This window comes from Micromonospora sp. NPDC047793 (genome assembly GCF_040642635.1).
GTDB lineage: Bacteria > Actinomycetota > Actinomycetes > Mycobacteriales > Micromonosporaceae > Micromonospora.
Genome location: NZ_JBEYSG010000003.1, coordinates 334490 through 357768, shown reverse-complemented (window position 1 = coordinate 357768; position 23279 = coordinate 334490). Strand labels below are relative to the sequence as shown.

Genomic DNA, 23279 nt, shown 5'->3' with positions numbered 1-23279 from the left:
GGATCAGCGCCGGGCGGTGGGTACCGGCGGCGTGGCGAACGGGATGCCGGCGGGTTGCGACACCGTCGGCGCGCCCGCCGGGTGGTGCCACAGCCCCCGTGCGCGCAGGATCGGCAGCACCCCCTCGCCGAACCAGTAGGCCTCCTCGACGTGCGGGTGCCCGGAGAGCACGAACTCGTCCAGGCCGAGCGCGTGGTACTCGGCGATCCGGTCGGCGACCTCGGTGTGACTGCCCACCAGGGCGGTACCCGCACCACCCCGGACCAGCCCGACGCCGGCCCAGAGGTTGGGCGAGATCTCCAGGCCGTCCCGGGAGCCGCCGTGCAGGTCGAGCATCCGGCGCTGACCCTCGGACTCGCTGCGGCGCAGCCCCTCCTGGGCGGCGGTGATGTCGGCGTCGGCGATGCCGTCGAGCAGCCGTCGCGCCTGCGCCCACGCCTCGTCGCCGGTGTCCCGGGAGATGACGTGCAGCCGGATGCCGAACCGGACCGTCCGCCCGGCCTCGGCGGCCAACTTGCGGATCCAGTCCAGCTTGGCGGCGACCTGTGCCGGCGGCTCACCCCAGGTGAGGTAGACGTCGCTGTGCCTGGCAGCGACCGGGCCGGCAGCGGCCGACGAGCCACCGAAGTAGACCGGCGGGGCCGGCTCCGGCAGGCGGGCCAGACGGGCCTGCTCGACACGGACATGCGTACCCGCGTGGTCGACCGTCTCACCGCGCCAGAGCGCCCGCACCACGTGCAGGAACTCGTCGGTACGCGCGTACCGCGCCTCCTTGTCCAGGAAGTCGCCGTACGCCCGCTGCTCGTGCGACTCGCCACCGGTGACCACGTTGACCAGCAGCCGCCCCTCGGAGAGGCGCTGGAAGGTGGCGCCCATCTGCGCGGCGAGGGTCGGCGAGAGCAGGCCGGGCCGGAAGGCGACCAGGAACTTCAGCCGCTCGGTGACCTCGGTGAGCATGGCGGTGGTCAGCCAGGCGTCCTCGCACCAGGCCCCGGTCGGGGTCAGCGCGCCGACGAAGCCGAGCTGCTCCGCCGTACGGGCGATCTGGCCGAGGTAGCCGATGGTGGGTGGGCGGGAGCCGCCGGCCCTTCCCGCCGACATGCCGTGCCCGCCGCCGACGATGTCCCGGCTGTCGCCGTACGTGGGCAGGAACCAGTGGAACGTCAACGACATGACTCGATCCTTCGGGCGCGCAGGGGTGGGTCCGGCCGTCCACTCCTGAGAGATGGGACGACCATGCGGACAGACTACCGATAAAACCTATCGGTTTAGTAGGCTGCTGCCGTCCCGGACTTCCGTCGATGTCCGCCGATCCCCTCTTCCCGTGTCCAGGAGACCTCATGCGTACCCCTCCCCCACGTCGTGCCCGCACCGCCCTGCTCACGGCGCTCGCCCTGGTCGCCGCGGTCGGCCTCACCGCGTGCGGCGGGTCGGCCAGCGGCGACGACGACACTCCCCGACTGCGCATCGGCTACCAGCGGTTCGGCGGGCTGAGCCTGGTCAAGGCGCGCGGCGAGGCCCCGGACGCCGAATGGTCGCTGTTCGAGAGCGGCCCGGCGCTGACCGAGGCGCTCAAGGCGGGCTCGATCGACATCGGACAGACCGGGGAGGCACCGCCGATCTTCGCCGCCGCCGGCAAGATCCCGTTCTCCGTCATCGGGACCTCCGAGCCGATCCCGCAGGGTGAGGCGGTGCTGGTCAAGGAGGACTCCGGGATCCGGACCTTCGCCGACCTGAAGGGACGTACGGTCGCCCTGAACAAGGGCTCCAACGTGCACTGGCTGCTGGTCCGGCTGCTGGAGGCGAACGACCTGACGTTGCAGGACATCAACGTGAAGTACCTCAAGCCCGCCGAGGGGCGACCGGCCTTCGACAACGGGCAGGTCGACGCCTGGGTGATCTGGGACCCGTACTTCGCCCTCGCCGAGCGCCCCGGCGTCCGGATCCTGGCCGACGCCACCGGCCTGGCCAGCAACCGGGAGTACGTGCTGGCACACCCGGACGCGTTGGCGGAGAAGTCCCCGCAGATCGAGTCGTTCCTGCGGACGTACCGGACGGTCACCGACTGGGGCATCGCCAACCCGGCCGAACGCGCCGCGGTGCTCGCCCCCGAGCTGAAGATCCCCGAGGACGTGACCAGCCGGGCCCTGGACCGCAGCGCCCGCGCCCTCGCCCCGGTCACCCCCGCGGTCGGCGACGAGTTGCAGGCCATCGCCGACGGCTTCGCCACCCTGGAACTCATCCCCGGCCCGGTCGACATCCGCTCCCGCATCGACGACCGCTTCACCGAGGTGTACCGGTGACCAGGGCGACCGCGCCACCCGCCGAGGCGCCGGCGACATCGGGCCCCGCAGATCTCGATACACCCCGGCCCGCCGCAGGGCGGCGACGCACCACGATCCTGACGGTCGCCTGGTGGCGGCTGGCCAGCCCGGTGCTGCTGGTGGCCGCCTGGGAGCTGGCGGCCCGGGCCGGGTGGCTCGCGCCGGAGAAGCTGCCCGCACCGAGCACCGTGCTGGCCACCGGGTGGCGCCTGGCCAGCGACGGCACCCTGCTGACCCACCTGCTCGACTCGCTCAGCCGAGCCGGTGCCGGACTGCTCATCGGCGGCGGACTCGCCCTGATCCTCGGCGCCGTCGCCGGGCTGCTGCGGCTCGGTGACGACCTGATCGACCCACCGGTCCAGATGGCCCGGATGCTGCCGCACCTCGGGCTGGTACCGCTGCTGATCATCTGGGTCGGCATCGGCGAGTCGCTGAAGATCAGCCTGGTCGCCCTCGGCGCCTTCTTCCCGCTCTACTTCAACACCTACGCCGGCATCCGGGACATCGACGAGAGACTTGTCGAGGCGGCCCGTACGTGTGGCCTGGGCACCGTCGCCCGGCTGCGGCACGTGGTGCTGCCCGGCGCGCTGCCCGCCCTGTTCCTCGGCCTCCGTCTGGCCATCGGCGCCGCCTGGCTCAGCCTGGTGGTCGGCGAACAGGTCAACGCCCAGACCGGCATCGGCTTCCTGATGATGGAGGCCCGCGAGTTCAGCCAGACCGACGTGGTGGTCCTCGGCCTGCTCGTCTACGCCCTGCTCGGGCTGCTCTCCGACGTGGCCATCCGCACCCTGGAAAGGAGGACGCTGTCATGGCGACGCGGACTTCGGGCAACCTGACCGGCGCGACGGCGGTGCTGACCGCGACCGGCGTACGCCGCGACTTCGGCACCACCACCGTGCTGGCCGGTGCCTCGCTGAGCATCGCGCCGGGCGAGGTGGTCGCCCTGCTCGGCGGCAGCGGCTCCGGCAAGAGCACCCTACTGCGCGTACTCGCCGGCCTCGACGAGGAGGCCACCGGCGAGACCGCCCTGCGCGGCACCGCCGCGGTCGTCTTCCAGGAGCACCGGCTGCTGCCGTGGAAACGGGTCGCCGACAACGTCGCGCTCGGGCTCTCCGGCCCGGACGTGGCCCAGCGGGTCGACCGGGCGCTGACCGAGGTCGGCCTCGCCGACCGCCACCGCGCCTGGCCCGCCGAACTCTCCGGCGGCCAGGCACAGCGGGTCGCGGTCGCCCGAGCCCTGGTACGCGAACCCGACGTGCTGCTGCTCGACGAGCCCTTCGGCGCGCTCGACGCGCTCACCCGACTCCGGATGCAGGCACTGCTGCGCCGGCTACGCGCCGAACACGGCTTCGCCGCGCTGCTGGTCACCCACGACGTCGAAGAGGCACTGCTGCTCGCCGACCGGCTGCTCCTGCTGGAGTCCGGCGTCATCGCCGAGGAACTGGACGTGCCCCTCGGCCCGAACCGGTCTCCCGACGACCCGGCCTTCGGCGCACTACGCCGCCGCCTGCTCGACCGACTCGGCGTACCCACGTGAGGACGGGAGTCTCGCCGCTCAGGCGGTGAGTCTGCCGCCCTTGACACCCCGGACGAACCCGGCCCACTGATCGGTGCCGAACGACAGCACCGGCCCCTGCCGGTCCTTGCTGTCCCGCACCGCGACCACGGCCGGGAGATTGTCGGCCACCTCGACACAGTTCCCGGTCGACCCCGACCGGGTGCTCTTGCGCCAGGTCGCGCGAGTCGGGTTCATGCGGGTCCTCCTACTTGACCAACTCCTCGGCCAACGCGAGCAGCCTATCCCGAGTGGGCTTCGGTCCCAGAGCCACAGCTTGAAGCTGTTCATGAGCTGTGGCGTATGCAGAGATCTCCGCAGGCCTGTCCAGATACAGCGCACCGGTGAGAGTGCCGACGTACACCATCTTCTCTTCGGCAGCGTCCGGATAGGGCTCCGGCAGGGGTGGGAAGTCGAGGATGACGAAGCTGCCGTCGAAGCCGAGGCCGGTGGAGTACGGCAGTAGCTGAACTTGGACATTGCTCCGAGTGGAGTGCTCGACCAGGAGCCTGATCTGCCGGTGCAGCACCTCGGGTCCTCCCACCACGCGGCGGACGGCTCCTTCGTCGATCACCACTCGCAGTATCGGCGGGTCATCCTTGGCCAGGATCTTCTGGCGTTCCATGCGGAGTGACACCTGCCGCTCGATCTCGTCGTCGCGCAGAGGTATCGGACCGGTCTGGAATACCGCGCGGGCATACTCCTCACCCTGAAGCAGACCCGGGAACATCTGGCACTCGTACGTGCGGATGACCGATGCCTCGGACTCCATGCCCACGTACGCCGTGAACCAGTCGGGCAGGACGTCGCTGTACCGCTGCCACCACCCACGCTGCTTCGCTTGACGTGCCACCGCGACCACCGCTTCGGCCTGGTCGCCCTCCACTCCGTACAGCGTCAGTAGTGCCCGCACGTCGTTCGGGTGTGGACGCACGTCGCCGTTCTCGACGCGGCTGAGCCAGCTTCCGTCGTGATCCACCTGTTGGGCCGCATCTGCGGACGTATGGCCGGCCCGCTCACGAAGCTTCCGCAAGGTGAGCGCCAGCCGCCGCCGCTGGACGGTGGGACTTTGACGGGTGGCCATGGGGCCATCGTGCCACACAAACGATGTGACTTCCTTTCGCATAAGAATTGATCGCACATGCCGGATCCGCATATTGCGGATTGCTTGGTTGCGTGAAACGGTGTCACTGGGTGTGGTGGTCGGATGACCCGGCGTGGCCCGGCCGCCACGCCCCTCGTCGGAGGAGGGGCAGATGGTCCGGCAGATGACCTACAACGAGTTCCTGCTCGCTGCGGCTCTCACGTTCGCGCGTCGGCATCGGCCGAGGTGGAACCACGTGCTGAGGCGGGTGACGTGTCGGTGCGGCCGGGATCTGCCGTGTCGAGTGCGGTACCGGGTGCCGATCAATCGGGGCCACTGGCCGGGAGAGGCGTCATGACAGCGCACGGGCCGGTGGTGCCGATCTGGACCTGTGCGGGATGTGGTGCACCCTGGCCCTGCCGTACGCGTCGTCAGGAATTGCGGGCCGAGTACGACCAGGCTCCGATGTCGTTGGCGCTCTATCTAGGCGCGTGCCTGGTGGCGGCCAGTCAGGACATGGGGTGGGCTCCGGCCGGGCTGTTGCATCGGCGGTTCCTCGGGTGGTTGCCGTGACCATCGCGCCGCGCGCCGGTGATCTGCTCCTGATCGGGCCGCAGGCCAGCGTGCAGTTTCGTCGGCCGATCCTGTTCCGCGTGATCCGGGTGTTGACCTGGACCACGTACGACGGGTGGATCTAGCTGGAGGGCTACCAGCTCGACATGCGGGGAGAGGCTGTCACCCGGCGGGCCGTCTTCGTGCAGCCGGCCGGGCTGCGTACCGCACCGACGCGCCTGCCGATTCGTGGACCGGGAAGAAGGAAGATGCCCGGTACCGTGTGGACATGAGCGGGTGGAGACTCGTGCCGGGCAACCGGGGTTCGACTCTGGCGCTGCGTCAGGCTCGGCCCCGGAAGCGACCTCTGCCCCAGTTCGACGAAGGTCGCCGGTGATCCTGACCCACGAGATCGCGCACGGCGTCGCCGCCGGGGAGGTCACCGTCGCCTACCGGCGCTGGATCCGGCCACGGGTGCGACCCGGCTCGACGTTCCACACGGTGGCCGGAATCGTACGCGTCGAGGCCGTCGACCGCGCCGAGCCCGAACAGCTCGACACGACCGCCGCGCGGGACGCCGGGTACGCCACACGGGAGGCCCTGCTCTCGACCCTGCGCGGTGACGACGCCGATCCACTCTGGCGCATCACCCTGTCGTGGGCCGGGCCCGATCCCCGCACCGCGCTCGCCGAGAACCCGGTGCTCTCGCCAGCCGACATCGCCGATCTCGACGCCGTGCTGGACCGGCTCGACGCCCGAACTCCCTGGGCCCGCGCCGCGCTGGACCGGATCGGCCGCCAGCCGGGCATCACCGCCGCGCGGCTCGCCGCCGAGCTGTCGATCGACAAGGACTCCCTGAAACGACGCCTCCGAACCCTCAAAGCACATGGCCTGACCCTCAGCCTGCCCTCCGGGTACGAACTCTCCGCTCGCGGCCACGCCTACCTGTCGGCCACCGGGCCTGCCTAGACCGACGGCCGGGAACCGGGGGGAGGTCCGGTTCCCGGCCGATCGCGCCTCAGCTCGTCGAGAAGCCGGCGAACAGCACCGAGGCGAGGCCCAGCGCGAGGACCAGGTTGAACACGGTGGCGGCGCCGAATACCACCACCGGCCGCCACCCGGCCTGCCGCAGCGCCGCCACCCGCACCTCCAGACCGATGCTGACGAAGGCCAGGATGAAGAACCAGGTCCGGAGGTCGTTGACGATCGCGATGGTGGCCTTGCCGTCCGCTCCGGCGACGTCGAGATACCAGGTGGCGATCACCGACGCGGCGACGAAGCCGAGGACGAACTTCGGGAACCGGCGCCACAGCTCGCCGAGCCCCGGACGGGCCGCGCCGGCCCGACGCTCGACGTGCAGCGCGAAGTACGCGGTCAGCGCCACCGCGACCACGCCCATCAGCGCGTTCTGGGTGACCTTGACGATGCTGGCGATCTGCAACGCCTCGTCACCGGCCAGCGCACCGGCGGCGGTGACGGCGGCGGTGGTGTCGATGTTGCCGCCGATCCAGGCGCCGGCCACCGCCGACTCCAACCCGAGCACGTCGGCCAGCCAGGGCAGCAGGAAGATCGACGGCAACGCGAAGACGATCACCAGGCTGGCCGTGTACGCCAGTTGTTCCCGGCGGGCGCGTACCGCACCGGCGGCGGCGATGGCGGCGCTGACTCCGCAGATGGAGACGGCGGAGGCGAGCAGGGCGCGCAGCTTGTCGTCCAGACCGAGCCGCCCGGCGAGCCACCAGGTGAACAGGAACACGCCGCTGATCAGCAGCAACGCCTGGGCGATGGCCGGCCCGGCGGCGCTGGCGATGACCGCCAGGTTGATCGACGCGCCGAGCAGGACCAGACCGGTCTTGATGAAGAACTCGGTGCGGAACGCGGCGGCGATCCGGTCACGCCACCCGGTCAGCGTCACCACCGCGTTGCCGAGCAGGCCCAGCAGGATGGCGTACACCGGGTATTCGATTGCGCCCGCGACGTCCTCGACCGCCGTGCCCTCGACCCAGGTGGGCACGTTCTGTTCGAGGTAGCGGGTCAGGACGGCGAGAACGAGCACGACCAGCAGGCCGACGGCGGTCCAGGCCCAGAAGGAGCCGTCGGCAGGCGGTGTCGCGGCAGGCGGCAGTGCGGCCGGACCGGCGGGTGCCGATTCGGTCCGTACGGGCGCACCGGTCGCGCCCACTGTGGAGGCGTCCGCAGCGGCCGTCGAGCCGGTGGCGGTCTCGGAGTCGGTGCCGGTCGCGGGTCGGTTGGCGTCGGTGGTCATCAGGGCACCAGCCCGGCGGGGATGGCACCGATCAGGACCAGACCGAGCAGGACCAGACCGAGGAGGGTCGCGGCCCAGTCCTCGTTGACGGCGAACCGGCTCTCCGGCGTGGTGGGGGTGGGCTGGGGTGCGGGGGCACTCATGGAGGTTCCTCCGGGGGTGAGAGGGCACGGCGACGCGGAGGCGTACGGGCGCGCGGGGTGGCCGGGTGACGGGCTCGTCGGGCTCGCGCCGGTCAGGCGCGGCCCGAGCGGGTACAGAGCTCCGAGGCGACCCGCATCAGGTCGACGACCCGGCGGGAGGTGAGTCGCAGATCGGTGACCACCGACCTATATTCCTACCGAGAAAGTAGGAATACAAGAGCTGTCCACGATCCGGGCGGGTTCCATTTCCTCGACGAACGACGACATGGCCGCCGGAGCCGCGACGACCGGCGGCGAGGCCCAGCCCCCTGGGTCGGCACCGGGTCGGCGCGTTAACGCGCCGATGCCCTAGATGCGGGCGCCCACGGTCTCGACACCGTCGCCGGTGATGTCCGCGAGGTAGGCGCGTCGGCCCGCGAGCACCATCACCAGCGCTTCCGTCGTTCCTCGGACGACCGGACCGGCACCGCTGCGGAACGGTCCGTCGGTCGCCTCCCACCGCAGGTCCTTCGCCACGGTGCGGCTGTTGACGGCGAAGTTCCTGGACACGAAGAACTCGGCGACCGTGGTGGCCGCCTCGACCGACGGCCCACCGTGCAGTCCGAGCGGGCGGCGGATGTCCTGGCCGTGCACGACGACCTCGCCCAGCCACGCGGCGGAGTGCCCGGACGGCGCGGTGGTGGCGGACACGGCGGCCCGGAACGTCGCCAGCGTCTCGGCGGGCGTCGCGCCGAGGTGTTCGCGCAGGCGTCGCCGGTTGTGCACGTCCGGGCGGAACCCGGCTGCGGCCATGCTGCGGATCCAGCGGAACGGAGTCATCCGCGCGGCCGAGGTCACATGTGCCAGCGTCTCCTCGACGGTCCAGGAGCCGCAGAGCGAGCGGGTGGCCCACTGGGCATCGGTCAGATCGGCGAGATCGTCGGCCAGGGCGCCCCGGGCGGCGACGATCTGGGCGGCGATGCGAGCGGAATCGCTGGAGTCGACGGAGTTCATCGCCGAGCAGCTTAGGGCGACCGGCACCGGGCGGTGGAGGCGAGGCGGCACCTCGGGGACCGGCACCTGCCGGGCCGACATGACCGGACACCCGGCCGCCGAGGCGTGGTCGGCCCCTGGACGGGTAGACGGGGCGGCGCCGTGCCGCGCCAGCCGGCGGCCGGCCCGTCGATTGCCGGGACAGGGTGATCTTCCGGGGGGCCGATGACCGACTGGCCGAGGAGTACCGACGACGTCGTGGAACTGCGGGTGCACGGGGTGTCCGGCGCAGGCGCCGAACAGATCCTGAACCGCCCGCACAGCCACCAGGTCGCCGGGGACGGCAGCGGCGGGTTCCACCGCCCGCGTCCCGGCTACCCCGACACCACGGGGCCGGCCGGGGTCACGCTGGAGGCGTACCGCTGGAGTGACCTTCCGTCGGGCACCCTGGTCCGGACGTTGTCGCTGATGTTCCTGCTGCCGTTCATGCTGTGCAACGTCGCGATCTGGATGCGCCCGGCGCACCGGGGCACCTCCGGGGCCGGCCTCAAGGCGGTGTGCCGGCTGCTCGCGCTGACCCTGACCATGCTGTACGTGCTCGGCGCCGTCGGCATGGCGGTGGACCTGGTCGCCTGGCGTTGCCTGCCGAACCCGTACTGCCTCCAGGACCGTCCCTGGCTCTCCTGGCTCGGTGACCGACCGACCGGCGTGACGCTGGCGGTCTTCGCACTGATCCCGGCGGCGGCCATCGGGCTGGTCTGGCGGCTCAGCGCCCGACCCGGGCACGACTTCGAGGCGTTCCACACCCCGATGGCCACCACGGGTCCGCACCATCTCAGCGCGGTCGGTCAGTGGGACAGCGGGCCGACCGTCGGCCGGCTGCGGTCGCTGCACGTGGCCACCGGCCTCGCCACCCTGGCCCTCAGCCTGCTCGTGGCCCGGATCGGATCCGGTTCGTCGGCGACGGGAACGGCGCTCACCGTCGTCACGGGGCTGGTCCTCGTCGGCTGCGTCGCCCTGGTCTGCGTCCACCCGTTGATCGACGCCCCGACCACCCACCGGCGGATGGATCGGCTGACCGGCGGGCTGCGGACCGCCGCGTGCGTACTGACCCCGCTGGCGCTGGTCGTGGTGGCGCTCGATCCGTCGCCCTGGCGCCTGGGCAACGGCCTGCCCGGGTACGCCTTCATGGTCGGGGCGGTCATCCTGGCCCAGGCCGTGCTGCTGTTCGTCCTCGGAACGGTGTCGCTGGCCCTGCGCCACCGGGTTCGCGGCGCCGTCCCGACGTCGGCGGGGATCGCTGACGGCGAGACGGGCGACGGAGCCGACATGGACGAGAGCGGTCGCGGACCCGGCCGCGACGGGCTCGGTGCCGGGCCGTTGCAGGGGCTGGGCGCTCCGGTGATCGCCGCCACCGCGACCGGGCTCGCCGTGGCGATCACCGCCGACCTCGTCTATCGGATCGCCGACCTGCTCAACCGCCGTGCCGCAGCCGACGACGAATGGGAGATCGGGCCACCGCTGGGCTACAAGTGGGCCATCTTCGTCTTCCTCGTGGCGGCGGCGACCGTCCTGGTGGGCGCGGTCGTGATCACGCTGTCCAGTCGCCTCGCGCGGCGGCGCACCGCCCGGGCCACCGTGGCGCGCGACTTCCCCGACGCGCCACCGGCGGCGGGTTACCGCCTGCGCCAGATCGAACGGACGATCGCCCGGGCCCGGTTCACCGAGCGCCTGGAGGTCCTCGCCGTGGTCTACGCCTGCGTCGTCGGCGCGGGCATGCCTACCAGCCTGCTCGGCATGCTCGACCTGTCGCCCGGCACCGTCGTGCAGCGCCTCACCGGGGTTCCCGCCGCCGCCACCGAGTTCGGCATCCAGGTGGGCAGCTTCCTGATCGCCGCGGTGGTGCTGGCCCTGCTGGTCGGCGGCATCTTCGCCTACCGCACGGCGGGGTTCCGGCGGTACGTCGGCGTGCTCTGGGACCTGGGCACCTTCTGGCCCCGCGCCGCGCACCCGTTCGCGCCGCCCTGTTACGCCGAACGGGCCGTGCCGGAGCTGAGTCGGCGCATCACGTACCTCACCGGCCAGGGGCACGGCGTGCTGCTGGCCGGGCACAGTCACGGCGCGGTGCTGCTGGCCGCCACGATCCTCCAGTTGCCGCCGCAGGTGTGCGGCCGACTGGCCCTGCTGACGTACGGCTCACCGCTGCGCCGGCTCTACGCGCGGCTGTTCCCCGCCTACGTCGACGAGGACGTGCTCCGCGAGGTGGGTCGCCGGGTGAACTGGCGCTGGGTGAACCTGTGGCGGGACACCGACCCGATCGGCGGCTGGGTCTTCTCGCCCCACCGACCGGACCGGCGGCCCACGGTGCCCGGCCCGGCCGGCGACGTCGACCGTCGACTGCGGGACCCGGTCGACGTGGTGCCGCCACCGGGCGACAGCGTGCCGCCACCGATCGTCGGTCACTGGCCGGGTGAGTCGGATCCCCGGTTCGCCGCGGCGGTGGCCGAGTTGACCGCCCGGCTGCGGGCCCGGGCGCGGGCCCGCCACGCGAGGACGGCCGGCACCGCGCCGGAGGAGTCCACCCGGCCGGTGAACTCCGCCGTGCCGAGGGAGGTCTCTCGTCGGCGACCGGTCGACGGGGCCGGGTAAGCCTGCGCGGCCGGTGCGGCCAGGCACTATCCTTCGCCGGGTGGGCACCTCCGGTGACAGCGAGCGGACGGTCGTCGCGTCGAACCGCAGGGCGCGGCACGACTACACGATCCTCAAGACCTACGAGGCCGGGATCGTGCTGGCCGGCACCGAGGTCAAGTCACTGCGGGAGAAGCGGGTCTCGCTCGTCGACGCCTTCGCCCAGGAACTCGACGGCGAGATCATGCTCTACGGCCTGCACATCGCGGAGTACGGCTACGGCACGTGGACGAACCACGCGCCCCGCCGGACCCGGAAGCTGCTGCTGCGCCGGGTGGAGATCGAACGCATCCTGGCACAGATCCGCGAGGGCGGGTTCACCCTCGTGCCGCTGTCGATGTACTTCTCGGGCGGCTGGGCCAAGGTCGAGCTGGCGCTGGCCAAGGGCCGCAAGGCGTACGACAAGCGGCAGGCGCTGGCCGCCCGGGACGCCGATCGGGAGATCGCCCGGGAGATGGGTCGTCGCCTCAAGGGGCGGACGGGCCGGTACGCCGAAGGGCGTGCGACCGGTCGGTGATCAGCCGGCGAGCAGGTGCTCGTGGGCCGCGCGCAGCCGGGCGAGCGCGGCGTCGCCACCGGCCGGGGCGCGGCGCTCCAGCTCGGCCCAGACCTCGGCGAGCGCGGTCGTCACCGCGCGCAGCTCGGCGGCGTGGCGACGGCCGCTCTGCTCCCGTTGGGCCTCCAGCCGACGGGCCCAGCCGGCGGTGACCTCGGCGAGCCGGTCGGCGTCGGCGCGGGCCTGGGCGGCGGTGCGCACCGCGCCGGCCGGCACGATCGCGGCGACCGGACGGGGATCGCCGTCGCGGGTGATCACGGTGACGGTGTCGGTCAGCTCCGCCATGGCGACGAGCTGACTCAGCCGGGTGCGCGCCTCGCGCAGCGGCAGCGAGCGCGGCGGGACGGTGCCTGGGGTGAGGGCGGGGACAGCCATGAATACATGGTGCGTGCGGGGTACGACACTTTCCGCGACCGTCCATCAGGGACCGCGCCCATCAGGCCACCACCGAACCCTGGACATCTACAGTAAACAATCTTAATAATTATGCATCCGTCGATCGACGGCCCTCGTCCCCCGGGAGGTCCGGATGCGTCGCCCCACCCGACATCTACTGCTCACCGCCGTCGCGGCCCTGGCCACCGTCGCCGCCACCACGCTGGTGGCGGCCACCCCGGCACAGGCCGCCGGTCCCACCGCCAGCTTCGTGAAGACCGCCGACTGGGGCACCGGCTGGGAGGGCAGGTACACCGTCACCAACGGCGGCAGCAGCACGATCACCTCCTGGCAGGTCGCCTTCACGCTGCCCGCCGGGACCACCCTGGGCTCCTTCTGGGACGCCACCGTCAGCAGCGTCGGCCAGCGGCACACCTTCACCAACCGGTCGTGGAACGGCACCCTCGCCCCGGGCGCCTCGGCCTCCTTCGGCTTCCTGGCCACCGGCCCCGGATCCCCCACCGACTGCCGGGTCAACGGCGCGTCCTGCGGCGGCGGCACACCGACCACCCCGCCGACCACCCCGCCACCCACCACACCGCCGCCCACCACGACACCGCCCAGCACCCCGCCGCCGACCACGGTGCCACCCACCACGCCGCCCCCGACGACGCCGCCCACCGGCGGGCTGCCCCGACGGGCCCTGATCGGCTACCTGCACGCCAGCTTCGCCAACGGCTCCGGCTACCTGCGGATGGCCGACGTACCGGCCGACTGGGACGTCATCAACCTCGCCTTCGGTGAGCCCACCACGGTCACCTCCGGCGACATCCGGTTCCAGCTCTGCCCGGTCGCCGAGTGCCCGGGGGTGGAGAGCGAAGCCGAATTCACCGCCGCGATCCGCGCCAAGCAGCAGCAGGGCAAGAAGGTGCTGCTCTCCATCGGCGGGCAGAACGGACAGGTCCAGCTCACCACGACCACCGCCCGGGACACCTTCGTCCGCTCGGTGTCGGCGATCGTCGACCGGTACGGCCTCGACGGGCTGGACATCGACTTCGAGGGCCACTCCCTGTACCTGAACCCCGGCGACACCGACTTCCGCAACCCGACCACCCCGGTCGTGGTGAACCTGATCTCGGCGATCCGTACGCTCACGCAGCGCTACGGGCCTGGCTTCCTGCTCACGATGGCCCCGGAGACGTTCTTCGTCCAGCTCGGTCACCAGTTCTACGGGCCGGGACCGTGGGGCGGCCAGGACCCGCGCGCCGGGTCGTACCTGCCGGTGATCCACGCGCTGCGGGACCACCTGACCGTGCTGCACGTGCAGAACTACAACTCCGGCCCGATCGTCGGACTGGACGGCCAGTACCACACCATGGGCGGGGCCGACTTCCACATCGCGATGACCGACATGCTGCTCGCCGGCTTCCCGGTGGCCGGCAACCCGGACCGCGTCTTCCCCGCGCTGCGGGAGGACCAGGTCGCCTTCGGCGCACCGTCGTCGGTCAGCGCCGGCAACGGCTACGTCGCCCCGGCCGGTGTGCAGGCGGCCGTCACCTGCCTGGTCCGGGGGCAGAACTGCGGCGGCTACACGCCCCGCAGCGGCACCAACCCGAACTTCCGTGGCCTGATGACGTGGTCGATCAACTGGGACCGCTTCTACCAGTGGGAGTTCGGCCGCACCCACGGCCCGTTCCTCAAGGCCCTGTCCTGATCCACGGCACACACGGTGGTGGCCCCGAGCGCCGTTGCTCGGGGCCACCACCGGCCCTGGGGCCGGGCCGACACTCAGCGAGTCGGGCGGTCCCGGCGGGACGGGAACTGGGCGCCGGGCCGGGCCAGGCTCGACCGGGCCCGCAGTCCGACCGGGTCGGGAGCGGTGACGGCGGCCGGCGCCGGCGCGGCCACGGCCGGGTCGCGCAGGGAGTCCAGGTACGCCATCGCCGCCCGGTCCTCCTCGGTCGGCGCGGCGAGCAGGGCGTACACCAGGCCCACCACGCCGAAGATGACCAGCAGGACGATCGGCAGGAGCATGGTGCTGACCGTGGCCCCGGCGATGTCGGTCCGCTGGTCGTGCAGGTGCACCGACATGGCGCTCATCCCGGTGAAGTGCATGCCGTTGACCGCCACGCCCATCACCAGCGCCGAGCCGAAGATCGCCAGCCCGCGACGGACGGTCACCGCGAGCCAGAGCGCCACGGTGGCGGCAACCACCGCGATCACGATGGACGCCACCACGCGCAGCGTGTCGTAACCGATCTGGCCGTCCAGTCGCATCGCGGCCATGCCGGTGTAGTGCATCGCCGCCACACCGAGACCGGTGAACAGGCCGCCGGCCAGGATGCGTACCGCCGACAGCCGGCCGGTGCCCACGATGGCCAGGCCGATGCCGACCGCGATCACCGCCAGCAGCGCGCTGACGACGGTGATCGGCACGTCGTACCGGATCCGCGAGCCGGTCACCGCGAAGCCGAGCATCGCCATGAAGTGCATCGTCCAGATCGCGGTGCCGCCGAGCGCCCACGCCGCGAGCGTCCCCCACCAGATCTTCTGCCCGGTGGACTGCGCGATCCGGATCCGGCCCGCGAAGATCAGGCCGAGGATGGAACCCAGCACCGACAGCGCATAACTGATCGCCGGCGTGATCCATCCGTATTCAAAATGATTGATTTCCGCCACAACGGGCTCCCCCCAGAGCTGCTACCAGCGCGTAGCGACGCGCCGAAGACATGATCGGGGAGCACCCGAGCAGGCACAATAGGCGTTCGGAGGCACTTCACGCCGTGTTGTCACGATTACTCAGCGATGCGTCGGTTTCCGAGCGACATCCTCACGCCGGCGAATGGTAGGACAGCACTCCCCGGTTGACGGCGGCGATCGCCTGCCGGGCCGTGGCCCGCAGCTCGGTCGAGGCCCCACCCGAGTCGGCAAGCTGCCCGAGCAGGTCCACCACCTGACGGGCCCACCGGACGAAATCACCGGCCGGCATCTCGCCGTCGAACTCGTGACCGCTGGCCAGCACCTTCGCCAGCGCCTCACCCCGCGCCCAGCGGTAGACCGGCCAGGCGAAACCCAGATCGGGCTCCCGGGTGACGGTCAGGCCCCGCGCCGCCTCGTCCGCCTCGATCTCGCTCCACAGCTTCAACGTGGCGTCGACCGACTCGGCGACCCCGCCACGCGGCAGCGACGCCCGCTCGTCGACGTCCCGGCGCGCCTCGAAGACCACCACCGAGACCGCCGCCGCCAGCTCGGCCGGGGACAACCCGTCCCAGACCCCGCGCCGCAGGCACTCCGCCACCAGCAGGTCGGCCTCCGTCCAGATCCGCCCCAGCATCCGCCCGGCGTCGGTCACCGCGCCCTCGGCGGTCAGGTAGCCCCGCGCGGTGAGCAGGGCCACGATCCGGTCGAACGTACGCGCCAACGACCCCGTCCGCCCGGAGACCCGCTGCCGCAGCTCCTCGGTGTCCCGCTCCAGCCGACGCCGACGCTCCGCCCAGCGGGCGTGCTCCTCCCGCTCCGGGCAGGCGTGGCAGGGATGCCGCCGCATCTCGGTGCGGAGCTGGGTCAGCCGGTGGTCCTCCCCCGACTGCCGGCCGCGTGCGCCCCGACGGGAGTGCCGGTCCAGCCCGGTGCCGCTGACCTGCGCCGCCAGGTCACGCCGGGCGGCCGGATTGCGGTGGTTGAAGTGCTTGGGCACCCGGATGCGCGCCAGCACCTCGGCCGGGGTGGTGAAGTCGCCGGGGCTGATCCGACCCGCCCACCGGTCCTGCGTGAGCACCAGCGGCCGGGGCTCACTGAACCCGCCGGCCGCCGGATCGAGCACCACGGCCAGACCGGCGCGGCGCCCCGACGGCACCCGGATCACGTCACCCACCCGCAGGCGCTCCAGCGCCGCCACCGCCGCCGCCCGGCGTTGACTCTGCCCCTGACGGGCGATGGCCCGCTCCCGGTCGGCGATGGCGACCCGCAGCGCGAAGTACTCGTCGAAGTCGCCGTGGTGACAGGCCGCCTCCGCGCCGTACGCCTCGATGGTCTCGGTGTTGCGCTGCACCTGCCGGGCCAGGCCGACCACCGACCGGTCCGCCTGGAACTGCGCGAACGACGACTCCAGCAGCTCGCGGGCGGGTGCCGCGCCGACGGTGCCGACCAGGTTGACCGACATGTTGTACGACGGCCGGAAGCTGGACCGCAGCGGATACGTCCGGGTGGAGGCCAACCCCGCCACGTGCCGCGGATCGGTCTCCGGGGACCACACCACCACGGCGTGCCCCTCGACGTCGATGCCCCGCCGGCCGGCCCGCCCGGTGAGCTGCGTGTACTCCCCCGGGGTCAGGTCGACGTGCGCCTCGCCGTTGTACTTGACCAGGCGTTCCAGCACCACACAACGGGCCGGCATGTTGATGCCCAGCGCGAGCGTCTCGGTGGCGAAGACCGCCTTGACCAGCCCCCGGACGAACAGTTCCTCGACGACCTCCTTGAACGCCGGCAACATGCCGGCGTGGTGGGCGGCCAGCCCGCGCTCCAGGCCGTCGAGCCACTCCCAGTAGCCCAGCACCGACAGGTCCTCGCCCGGGATGGCGGTGATCCGGGACTCCACCACCCGGCGGATCTCCGAGCGCTCCTCGGGCGAGGTGAGCCGCAGCCCGGCCGCCAGACACTGCTGCACCGCCGCGTCGCAACCGGCGCGGCTGAAGATGAACAGGATCGCCGGCAACAGGCCCTCGCGGTCCAGCCGGTCGACGATGTCCGGCCGCAGCGGCCCCCGCCAGCGCGGCCCCCGCCGCCCGGCACCCGGCCCGGCGGACCGTCCCTCGCCCAGGTCGAGGCGGCGCACCGTGTCCCGGGTGTAGCGCAGCAACTCCGGGTGCACGTCGTGCTTGCGGGCGGCGTCGGCGTCGTGGAACAGGTCGAACATCCGCTTGCCGACCAGCATGTGCTGCCACAACGGCACCGGACGGTGCTCGCTGACCACCACCGTGGTCTCGCCGCGAACGGTGATCAGCCAGTCGGCGAACTCCTCGGCGTTGGACACCGTCGCCGACAGCGACACCAGCGTGACCGAGGCGGGCAGGTGGATGATGACCTCCTCCCACACCCCGCCCCGGAACCGGTCGGCCAGGTAGTGGACCTCGTCCATCACCACGTACGCGAGGCCCTGGAGGGTGCTCGACCCGGCGTAGAGCATGTTGCGCAGCACCTCGGTGGTCATCACCACCACGGGCGCGTCGCCGTTGATGGCGTTGTCGCCGGTGAGCAGCCCCACCTGCTCGGCGCCGTAGCGGTCGACCAGGTCGTGGTACTTCTGGTTGGACAGCGCCTTGATCGGCGTCGTGTAGAAGCACTTGCGGCGGGCGCCGTCGACCGGCGCCGGCTGCCCGGGGGCACCCCGCAACGCCAGGTGTACGGCGAACTCGCCGACCACGGTCTTGCCGGCCCCGGTCGGGGCGCACACCAGCACCCCGCTGCCCCGCTCCAGGGCCTGACACGACTCGCGCTGGAAATCGTCGAGGTCGAACCCGAGATCGGCGGTGAACTCTTCCAGGGCCGGGAACTGTGAGGCCTGGGCGGCCCGGCGGCGTGCCGCGGCGTACCGCTCGGCGGGGCTCGACATGTCACCAAGATTAGTGCGTGCCACCGACGGCCACCCGGCAAGGCCGTCCGGCAGGGCGGTCCGGGTGGGTCGGTAGGGTGCACGTCGTGCCGGATCATCCCGAACCGACCGACGCCCTCCCCGGTGTCGACGACACCCGTCGCAGGCCGTCCCGCCGGCCCGTACGGGCCGTGCTGCTCGACTTCCACGGCACGCTCGCGCAGGTCGAGGAGCCCCGGGAGTGGGTGCTGGCCGCCGCGGCGGCGTGCGGCGTGACGCTGGACCGCATTCGCGCCACCGCGCTGGCCGACCGGCTGCTCACCGCCGGCCGGGCCGGAGGACCACTGCCGGGTCGGGTGCCGCCCCGACTGGCCGAGCTGTGGGCCGACCGTGACCTCTACGAGCACGCCCACCGGGGCGCGTACACCGGGCTGGCCGAGACGGTCGACGCGGGGATCGACGGGTTCGCCGACGCTCTCTACGAGCGCGTGCTGGTGCCGGAGGGCTGGGTACCGTACCCGGACACCGCCCCGACGCTCGCCGGGCTGCGCGCGGCCGGCGTAAAGGTGGGCGTGGTCAGCAACATCGGCTTCGACCTGCGGCCCATCTTCGACGCCTGGGGCCTCGCCGACCTGGTCGACGCGTTCGTCCTCTCCTACGAGGTGGGCCGCTGCAAGCCCGACCCGGCGATCTTCTGGCGCGCCTGCGGGATGCTCGGCGTCGACCCGGAGGAGTCACTGATGGTCGGCGACACTCCCGCCGACGCCGGTGCCGTGGCCGCCGGTTGCGCCGTGCTGGTCCTGCCTCCCGCCGACCCCGGCCGCCCCAACGGCCTAGGTTCCGTCCTCGACCTCCTCCCCCACCCCTAACCCCCCCCGCCGGCGGCGGCGCGGGGGCCGCCCGGCGCCGGGGGGGGCGGGGGGGCCCCGGGGCCGCGGCGCCCCCCCCCCCTCCCCCTCCCGCCCTCCCCCGCCTCCCCCGCCTCCCCCCGTCCGGTTGATCAAGGAGTTTGCGTCACCCGCCGCCCCCGGGCGCGATCAAACTTCTTGATCGACGAGGCGGGCGTGGGCGGCTCACGCGATCATGGAGTCGTGGTCGCTGGTTCGCGGCTTTTGCCAGCATTCTCGGCCGCCGCGACTCCATGATCGGCGGGGTCAGCGTGAGGTGCGGAACGTCGGGGCGGGTGTGGGGGCTGGCTTGCGCCGGGGAGGGTGTGCAGGCGAGGGCGGAGGGTGATGCGGGGTGGGTGACGCGGGCAGTGCGGGGGTGCAGGGGAGTGCAGGCGGGGTGGGAGCGGGTCAGTGGAGGAGGTGGAGGGCGGCGGGGACGGCGGTGACGGTGACCGGGAGGGGTAGCGAACGCTCGCCGTCGGCGTACGTGGTGATGCCCTCGGCGGCCACCGTGACCGTGCGGGCGCGATAGGTGCGCACCAGCGGGTGGTCCACGTGCGTGCCGGCGTAGATGCGCGGCTTGACGCGGATCAGCGTACGACGGTCGAACCGGCCACCGACCACCACGTCGAGCAGCCCGTCGGTCGGGTCCGCGTCCGGGCAGATCCGCATCCCGCCGCCGTAGCTGGCACTGTTGCCGACCGCCACCAGCACCGCGTCGACGTCGACCCGCTCACCGTCGAGGGTGAGCGTGTACCGGCGTGGGCGCAGCCGGGCCAACTCCACCAGGATCGCCAGATCGTAGCGGCGTGCGCCCTTCGGCCGGCGCATCCGGTTGGCCCGCTCGTTGACGATCGCGTCGAAGCCGGCCGCGAGCACAGCTCCGTACCAGCGCACCGTGTCGTCGTACCCGGTCATCCTGGCCAGGTCGACGGGACGGCTGCGGCCCGCGCGCAGCGCCGCCGCGATCACGTCCGCCGCCGCGCGCGGATCGCTCGGGAATCCGGTCTCGATCGCGAAGTCGTTGCCGGTGCCGGCGGGTACCGGGGCGAACGGCACCGTGGTGCCGGCCACCGCCTGCATCGCCCGGTGGACCGTGCCGTCGCCACCCACCGCGACCAGCGCGGAAGCGCCCTCGGCGACCGCCGCCCGGCAGGCCGCCTCCGCCTCGATCGCGCTGCCCGCGCGCAGCAGCCGGACCGGACGTCCGGCGGTCGAGAGCCGGTCCACCAGGTCCGGCAACAGGCCCCGGTGCCGGCCGCGCCCGGCGGTCGGATTCGCCAGTACGGCGACAGGCCCGTCGGGATTCGGGAGGTGATCGTCTGCGGTCACGGCGTGCACCGTACCCGCCATCCGGTCCCGGGGTCAGCGGTGAACGGGCCGAATTCCCCGGTCCGCCCAGCACGAACGCCGCCCCCGACGGGAGCGGCGTTCGTGGTGATCGGTCCGGTCAGGTCACGTCGTCGAAGCGACGCTCGATCGGCCGGGGTGCGGTGACCGGCTCGGGGGCCTCGATCGGGCTGGACGCCTCCACCCGCGCACCCGCCTGCACCGGCTCCGGATCGGGCTCCAGCGGGGAGACCTCGTCGTCGTCGAGACCGGCGTAGACCTCCTTGCCGCGCCCGCGCCGTTTGTCGTTGAGGAACGCGACCCCGACGGCGGCGAAGTAGAGCGCGCAGAGACACAGTGCCAGCGCGGTCATGCCGAACGGGTCGGGCGTCGGGGTGACCACCGCGGCGAAGGCGAAGAACAGGAAGACGGCGATCCGCCACCAGCCGAGCAGCTTCTTCGCGCTGGCGATACCGACGAAGTTGAGCATCAGCACGATCAGCGGGAACTCGAACGCCACCCCGAACAGCAGGATCAGGTTGGTGACGAACGATATGTAGCGGGTGATGTCCAGCGTCGTGTTGATGTCGTCGCCGGAGACCTGGAGCAGGAACTCCAGGCCCTTGGAGGTCACGAAGTACGCCAGCACCGCGCCGGCCGCGAACAGCGGCGCCGCCAGGGCGGTGAAGACGTACGCGTACCGCCGCTCGTTGCGGTGCAGGCCGGGAGCGATGAACGCCCAGAGCTGGTAGAGCCAGATCGGCGCGGCGACGATGAGCCCGACCCAGAGACTGATCTTCAGGTTGAGCAGGAAGACGTCTGCCGGGCCGAGCTGGACGAAGTTGCACCGACCGTCGGCAAGGGTGCTTCCGGGCAGCTGGCAGTACGGCTGGGACAACAGGTCGAGCACCGGACGGGCGAGCCAGAGGCCGAGACCGAAGCCGACCAGGATGGCCAGCGACGCCTTGAACAGCCGGCTACGCAGCTCACGGAAGTGCTCGATCAGGGTCATCGAGCCGTCGGAAGCCCGCTCGAAGTTGCTCGGCCCGCGTTTGCGGAGTCCGAAGGCCACGGTGATCGGCCTCCGGAATCAGTTCTCGCGGACGCGCTGCACCGGGTCGGCGACCGGCTGCTGCACGGAACCCTGGTACGGCGGCTGCACAGTGCCCTGGTACGGCGGCTGCTGCGGGGCCTGCTGGGGCTGCTGCGGCGGGTACGGCTGGTAGCCGGCCTGCGCGTCGGCCTTGCCGGCGAGGTCGCGGTCGTCGTCGGCGAGGCTCTTGGTCTCCGCCTTGATGATCCGCAGCGAGCGGCCCAGGGAGCGCGCCGCGTCGGGAAGCCGCTTCGCACCGAAGAGCAGGATCATCACGACCACGAGTACGGCGATGTGCCAGGGCCTGAGGGCACCCATGGGAAACTCCAGTCGCTCTGTGTCGATGAGGGTGTACCGCAGCCCATCGTACGTGCGTCATCGGCTGTTGCCACCCGCCGGGCGAAGGGGCGTCCCGGTGGGTGAAGTCTCGACCACGTACGAGCATCCCGTCAACCACCGAATCGATCATGCGGGGTCGGATCGGGGCAGGTCGGCGCTCAGTCGCCCCGGCTGGCGCGGATCAGGGTCAGCCGCTGTTCGGTCGTCTCCAACCGGCTCTGGATGCTCTCGGCGCGCTGCTGGAGGCTCTCCGCGGCGGCGCTCAGCGCGGCGGCCTCGTCGGCCCGCCGCTGCAACCGCAGGACCGCACGACGCAGATGCGGCAACCGGGCCATCACCGGACGAACCGCCAGAGCGAGGACGATCAACGGCACCAGCACCAGCGCGAGCACGATCCACTTCAGCACGGCGTCAGCCTACTGCCTGGCCGCCGACCCCGCCGGGTCCGCACCCGGCGACACCGGCGTCGCGTACGCCTCGAGCGCCGCCACGGCCGCGTCCCGGACCTGCTCGGCCAACTCGGCCGGGGCGACGACGGTGACGTCCGGACCGAGGCCGAGCACGAATCGACGGGCCCAGCCCAGGTCGGTGACCCGCAGCGAGACCTCCCACCGCTCGCCGTCGGACTCGATCCGCTCACAGGGGTAGTACTCGGTGATCCACCGCTCCCCCCGGCCGATCCGCAACGTGATCAGCGGCAGCTCCGACGAGGGCCGGAACACGCCCTCGCTGAGGTCCTGCGGGCGGGCCTGCGGCGGCACCACGGCCGCCTCGCTCAGCTCGGTGACCGCGTCGATCCGGTCGGCCCGGAACAACCGGACCGCCTCGGCCCGGCGGCACCACGCCTCGACGTACGTGCGGCCACTGACCATCAGCACCCGCAGCGGGTCGATGACGCGCTCGGTGGTCTCGTCCCGCGCCGCCGTGTAATACGTGATGCGCAGCGCCCGGCCGCCCTCCACGGCGGCACGGAGCTGCTCCACCCGGCCGGTGTCGCCGGGCAGCCGCACCTCCACCGGCGCCGCGACCTGGTCACCGGCCGCGTCCTCGATCTTGGCGAGGGCCCGTTCCACCGCCTCCCGGTTGGCCACCCCGGGCGTCTCGGCCAGCATCCGCAACGCCACCACCAGGGCCAGCGCCTCGTCGGGCGTGAGCCGCAGCGGCCGGTCGATCCCGGCGTCGTAGGTGATCGTCACCCGGTCGCCGTCGAAAGCCATGTCGATCAGGTCACCCGGCCCGTACCCGGGCAGCCCGCAGACCCACAACAGCTCCAGGTCCTCGCGGAGCTGACGCTCGGTGACACCCAGGTCGCCGGCCGCCTCGGAGATCTCGATGCCGGGCCGGGCGAGCAGGTACGGCACCAGGTTGAGCAACCGGGCCAGCCGGTCGGCCGAGGTGCGGGAGGAGGTCTTCGCGCTCACCGAGCTGGCCTTTCGTTCGCGACTGCGGGGCTCGCAAGCTCACTCCTCGCGCTCACCGAGCCGGCCTTTCGTTCGCGACTGCGGGGCTCGCAAGCTCACTCC

General features: G+C 72.2%; 22 protein-coding genes and 1 pseudogene. 9 read left to right on the top strand and 14 right to left on the bottom strand.

Going from position 1 to position 23279, the window contains the following annotated elements:
- Window positions 1–3 precede the first annotated feature (3 nt).
- The gene (locus tag ABZ738_RS09245) at window positions 4–1173 is read right to left on the bottom strand and encodes an LLM class flavin-dependent oxidoreductase (RefSeq protein ID WP_176094293.1); all 1170 of its coding nucleotides are present in this window, start codon (window positions 1171–1173) and stop codon (window positions 4–6) included.
- 167 nt (window positions 1174–1340) lie between these two features.
- Here ABZ738_RS09245 and ABZ738_RS09240 point away from each other — a divergent pair, with 167 nt between their 5' ends.
- Genes ABZ738_RS09240 through ABZ738_RS09230 form a run of 3 tightly spaced genes read left to right on the top strand, consistent with a single transcriptional unit; the run spans window position 1341 to window position 3861 of the window.
- On the top strand, window positions 1341–2303 hold the full coding sequence (locus ABZ738_RS09240) for an aliphatic sulfonate ABC transporter substrate-binding protein (protein WP_176094294.1): 963 nt from the start codon (window positions 1341–1343) through the stop codon (window positions 2301–2303).
- Window positions 2300–3160: an ABC transporter permease subunit gene (locus tag ABZ738_RS09235; protein WP_357212101.1), complete on the top strand. Its 861-nt coding sequence runs from the start codon at window positions 2300–2302 to the stop codon at window positions 3158–3160. Before ABZ738_RS09240 ends, ABZ738_RS09235 begins: the two co-directional genes overlap by 4 nt.
- On the top strand, window positions 3133–3861 hold the full coding sequence (locus ABZ738_RS09230; protein ID WP_357212099.1) for an ABC transporter ATP-binding protein: 729 nt from the start codon (window positions 3133–3135) through the stop codon (window positions 3859–3861). The genes ABZ738_RS09235 and ABZ738_RS09230 overlap by 28 nt, the downstream gene beginning before the upstream one ends.
- Before the next feature lie 18 nt (window positions 3862–3879).
- Here the strand turns inward: ABZ738_RS09230 and ABZ738_RS09225 are convergent, their stop codons facing one another.
- Together ABZ738_RS09225 and ABZ738_RS09220 are read right to left on the bottom strand one after the other, a co-directional pair.
- On the bottom strand, window positions 3880–4077 hold the full coding sequence (locus ABZ738_RS09225) for a DUF397 domain-containing protein (protein WP_357212097.1): 198 nt from the start codon (window positions 4075–4077) through the stop codon (window positions 3880–3882).
- A gap of 10 nt (window positions 4078–4087) precedes the next feature.
- The gene (locus tag ABZ738_RS09220; protein WP_357212095.1) at window positions 4088–4963 is read right to left on the bottom strand and encodes a helix-turn-helix transcriptional regulator; all 876 of its coding nucleotides are present in this window, start codon (window positions 4961–4963) and stop codon (window positions 4088–4090) included.
- 575 nt (window positions 4964–5538) lie between these two features.
- Here ABZ738_RS09220 and ABZ738_RS09215 point away from each other — a divergent pair.
- Both ABZ738_RS09215 and ABZ738_RS09210 read left to right on the top strand, forming a co-directional pair.
- Window positions 5539–5808 (top strand): annotated as a pseudogene (locus tag ABZ738_RS09215) (hypothetical protein).
- 100 nt (window positions 5809–5908) lie between these two features.
- Window positions 5909–6484 carry a helix-turn-helix domain-containing protein gene (locus tag ABZ738_RS09210; RefSeq protein WP_161595027.1) on the top strand — a complete coding sequence of 192 codons (576 nt, stop codon included), beginning with the start codon at window positions 5909–5911 and terminating at the stop codon, window positions 6482–6484.
- Window positions 6485–6533: 49 nt separating this feature from the next.
- Here the strand turns inward: ABZ738_RS09210 and ABZ738_RS09205 are convergent, their stop codons facing one another.
- The 3 genes from ABZ738_RS09205 to ABZ738_RS09195 form a co-directional block, all read right to left on the bottom strand.
- Entirely contained in the window at window positions 6534–7781 is a 1248-nt protein-coding gene (locus ABZ738_RS09205; protein ID WP_357212092.1) for a putative sulfate exporter family transporter, read from the bottom strand.
- Window positions 7781–7924: a hypothetical protein gene (locus ABZ738_RS09200; protein WP_162854383.1), complete on the bottom strand. Its 144-nt coding sequence runs from the start codon at window positions 7922–7924 to the stop codon at window positions 7781–7783. The genes ABZ738_RS09205 and ABZ738_RS09200 overlap by 1 nt, the downstream gene beginning before the upstream one ends.
- 348 nt (window positions 7925–8272) lie before the next feature.
- Entirely contained in the window at window positions 8273–8917 is a 645-nt protein-coding gene (locus ABZ738_RS09195; RefSeq protein WP_131055654.1) for a maleylpyruvate isomerase family mycothiol-dependent enzyme, read from the bottom strand.
- A 204-nt stretch (window positions 8918–9121) separates the two neighbouring features.
- Here ABZ738_RS09195 and ABZ738_RS09190 point away from each other — a divergent pair, with 204 nt between their 5' ends.
- A complete protein-coding gene (locus ABZ738_RS09190; RefSeq protein ID WP_357212089.1) occupies window positions 9122–11545 on the top strand; it encodes a hypothetical protein in 2424 nt (807 codons plus the stop codon).
- Window positions 11546–11585: 40 nt separating this feature from the next.
- Window positions 11586–12101, top strand: coding sequence for an SsrA-binding protein SmpB (smpB, locus tag ABZ738_RS09185; protein WP_176094298.1), 516 nt, complete (start codon window positions 11586–11588; stop codon window positions 12099–12101).
- On the opposite strand, the gene ABZ738_RS09180 is transcribed toward smpB, so the two are convergent.
- The gene (locus tag ABZ738_RS09180; protein WP_357212087.1) at window positions 12102–12515 is read right to left on the bottom strand and encodes a type II toxin-antitoxin system Phd/YefM family antitoxin; all 414 of its coding nucleotides are present in this window, start codon (window positions 12513–12515) and stop codon (window positions 12102–12104) included.
- A gap of 154 nt (window positions 12516–12669) precedes the next feature.
- On the opposite strand from ABZ738_RS09180, the gene ABZ738_RS09175 reads away from it, so the two are divergent.
- A complete protein-coding gene (locus ABZ738_RS09175; RefSeq protein WP_357212085.1) occupies window positions 12670–14229 on the top strand; it encodes a cellulose binding domain-containing protein in 1560 nt (519 codons plus the stop codon).
- A 74-nt stretch (window positions 14230–14303) separates the two neighbouring features.
- On the opposite strand, the gene ABZ738_RS09170 is transcribed toward ABZ738_RS09175, so the two are convergent.
- Together ABZ738_RS09170 and ABZ738_RS09165 are read right to left on the bottom strand one after the other, a co-directional pair.
- The gene (locus ABZ738_RS09170; protein ID WP_131056350.1) at window positions 14304–15194 is read right to left on the bottom strand and encodes an MHYT domain-containing protein; all 891 of its coding nucleotides are present in this window, start codon (window positions 15192–15194) and stop codon (window positions 14304–14306) included.
- 151 nt (window positions 15195–15345) lie between these two features.
- The gene (locus ABZ738_RS09165; RefSeq protein WP_176094301.1) at window positions 15346–18126 is read right to left on the bottom strand and encodes a DEAD/DEAH box helicase; all 2781 of its coding nucleotides are present in this window, start codon (window positions 18124–18126) and stop codon (window positions 15346–15348) included.
- Between the two features lie 86 nt (window positions 18127–18212).
- Here ABZ738_RS09165 and ABZ738_RS09160 point away from each other — a divergent pair, with 86 nt between their 5' ends.
- Window positions 18213–18974 (top strand): HAD-IA family hydrolase, encoded by a 762-nt coding sequence (locus tag ABZ738_RS09160; RefSeq protein ID WP_131057824.1) that lies wholly within the window; start codon window positions 18213–18215, stop codon window positions 18972–18974.
- A 429-nt stretch (window positions 18975–19403) separates the two neighbouring features.
- On the opposite strand, the gene ABZ738_RS09155 is transcribed toward ABZ738_RS09160, so the two are convergent.
- From ABZ738_RS09155 to ABZ738_RS09135, 5 genes are all read right to left on the bottom strand, one after another.
- Entirely contained in the window at window positions 19404–20348 is a 945-nt protein-coding gene (locus ABZ738_RS09155; protein WP_176094017.1) for a diacylglycerol kinase, read from the bottom strand.
- A gap of 97 nt (window positions 20349–20445) precedes the next feature.
- Window positions 20446–21396 carry a twin-arginine translocase subunit TatC gene (tatC, locus tag ABZ738_RS09150; RefSeq protein WP_131052330.1) on the bottom strand — a complete coding sequence of 317 codons (951 nt, stop codon included), beginning with the start codon at window positions 21394–21396 and terminating at the stop codon, window positions 20446–20448.
- 18 nt (window positions 21397–21414) lie between these two features.
- Window positions 21415–21735 (bottom strand): Sec-independent protein translocase subunit TatA, encoded by a 321-nt coding sequence (tatA, locus tag ABZ738_RS09145; RefSeq protein WP_131052329.1) that lies wholly within the window; start codon window positions 21733–21735, stop codon window positions 21415–21417.
- Window positions 21736–21914: 179 nt separating this feature from the next.
- Entirely contained in the window at window positions 21915–22163 is a 249-nt protein-coding gene (locus ABZ738_RS09140) for a hypothetical protein (protein ID WP_357212081.1), read from the bottom strand.
- A 9-nt stretch (window positions 22164–22172) separates the two neighbouring features.
- Window positions 22173–23177, bottom strand: a complete 1005-nt coding sequence (locus ABZ738_RS09135) for a YafY family protein (protein WP_131052327.1) — start codon at window positions 23175–23177, stop codon at window positions 22173–22175.
- Window positions 23178–23279: the final 102 nt, after the last annotated feature.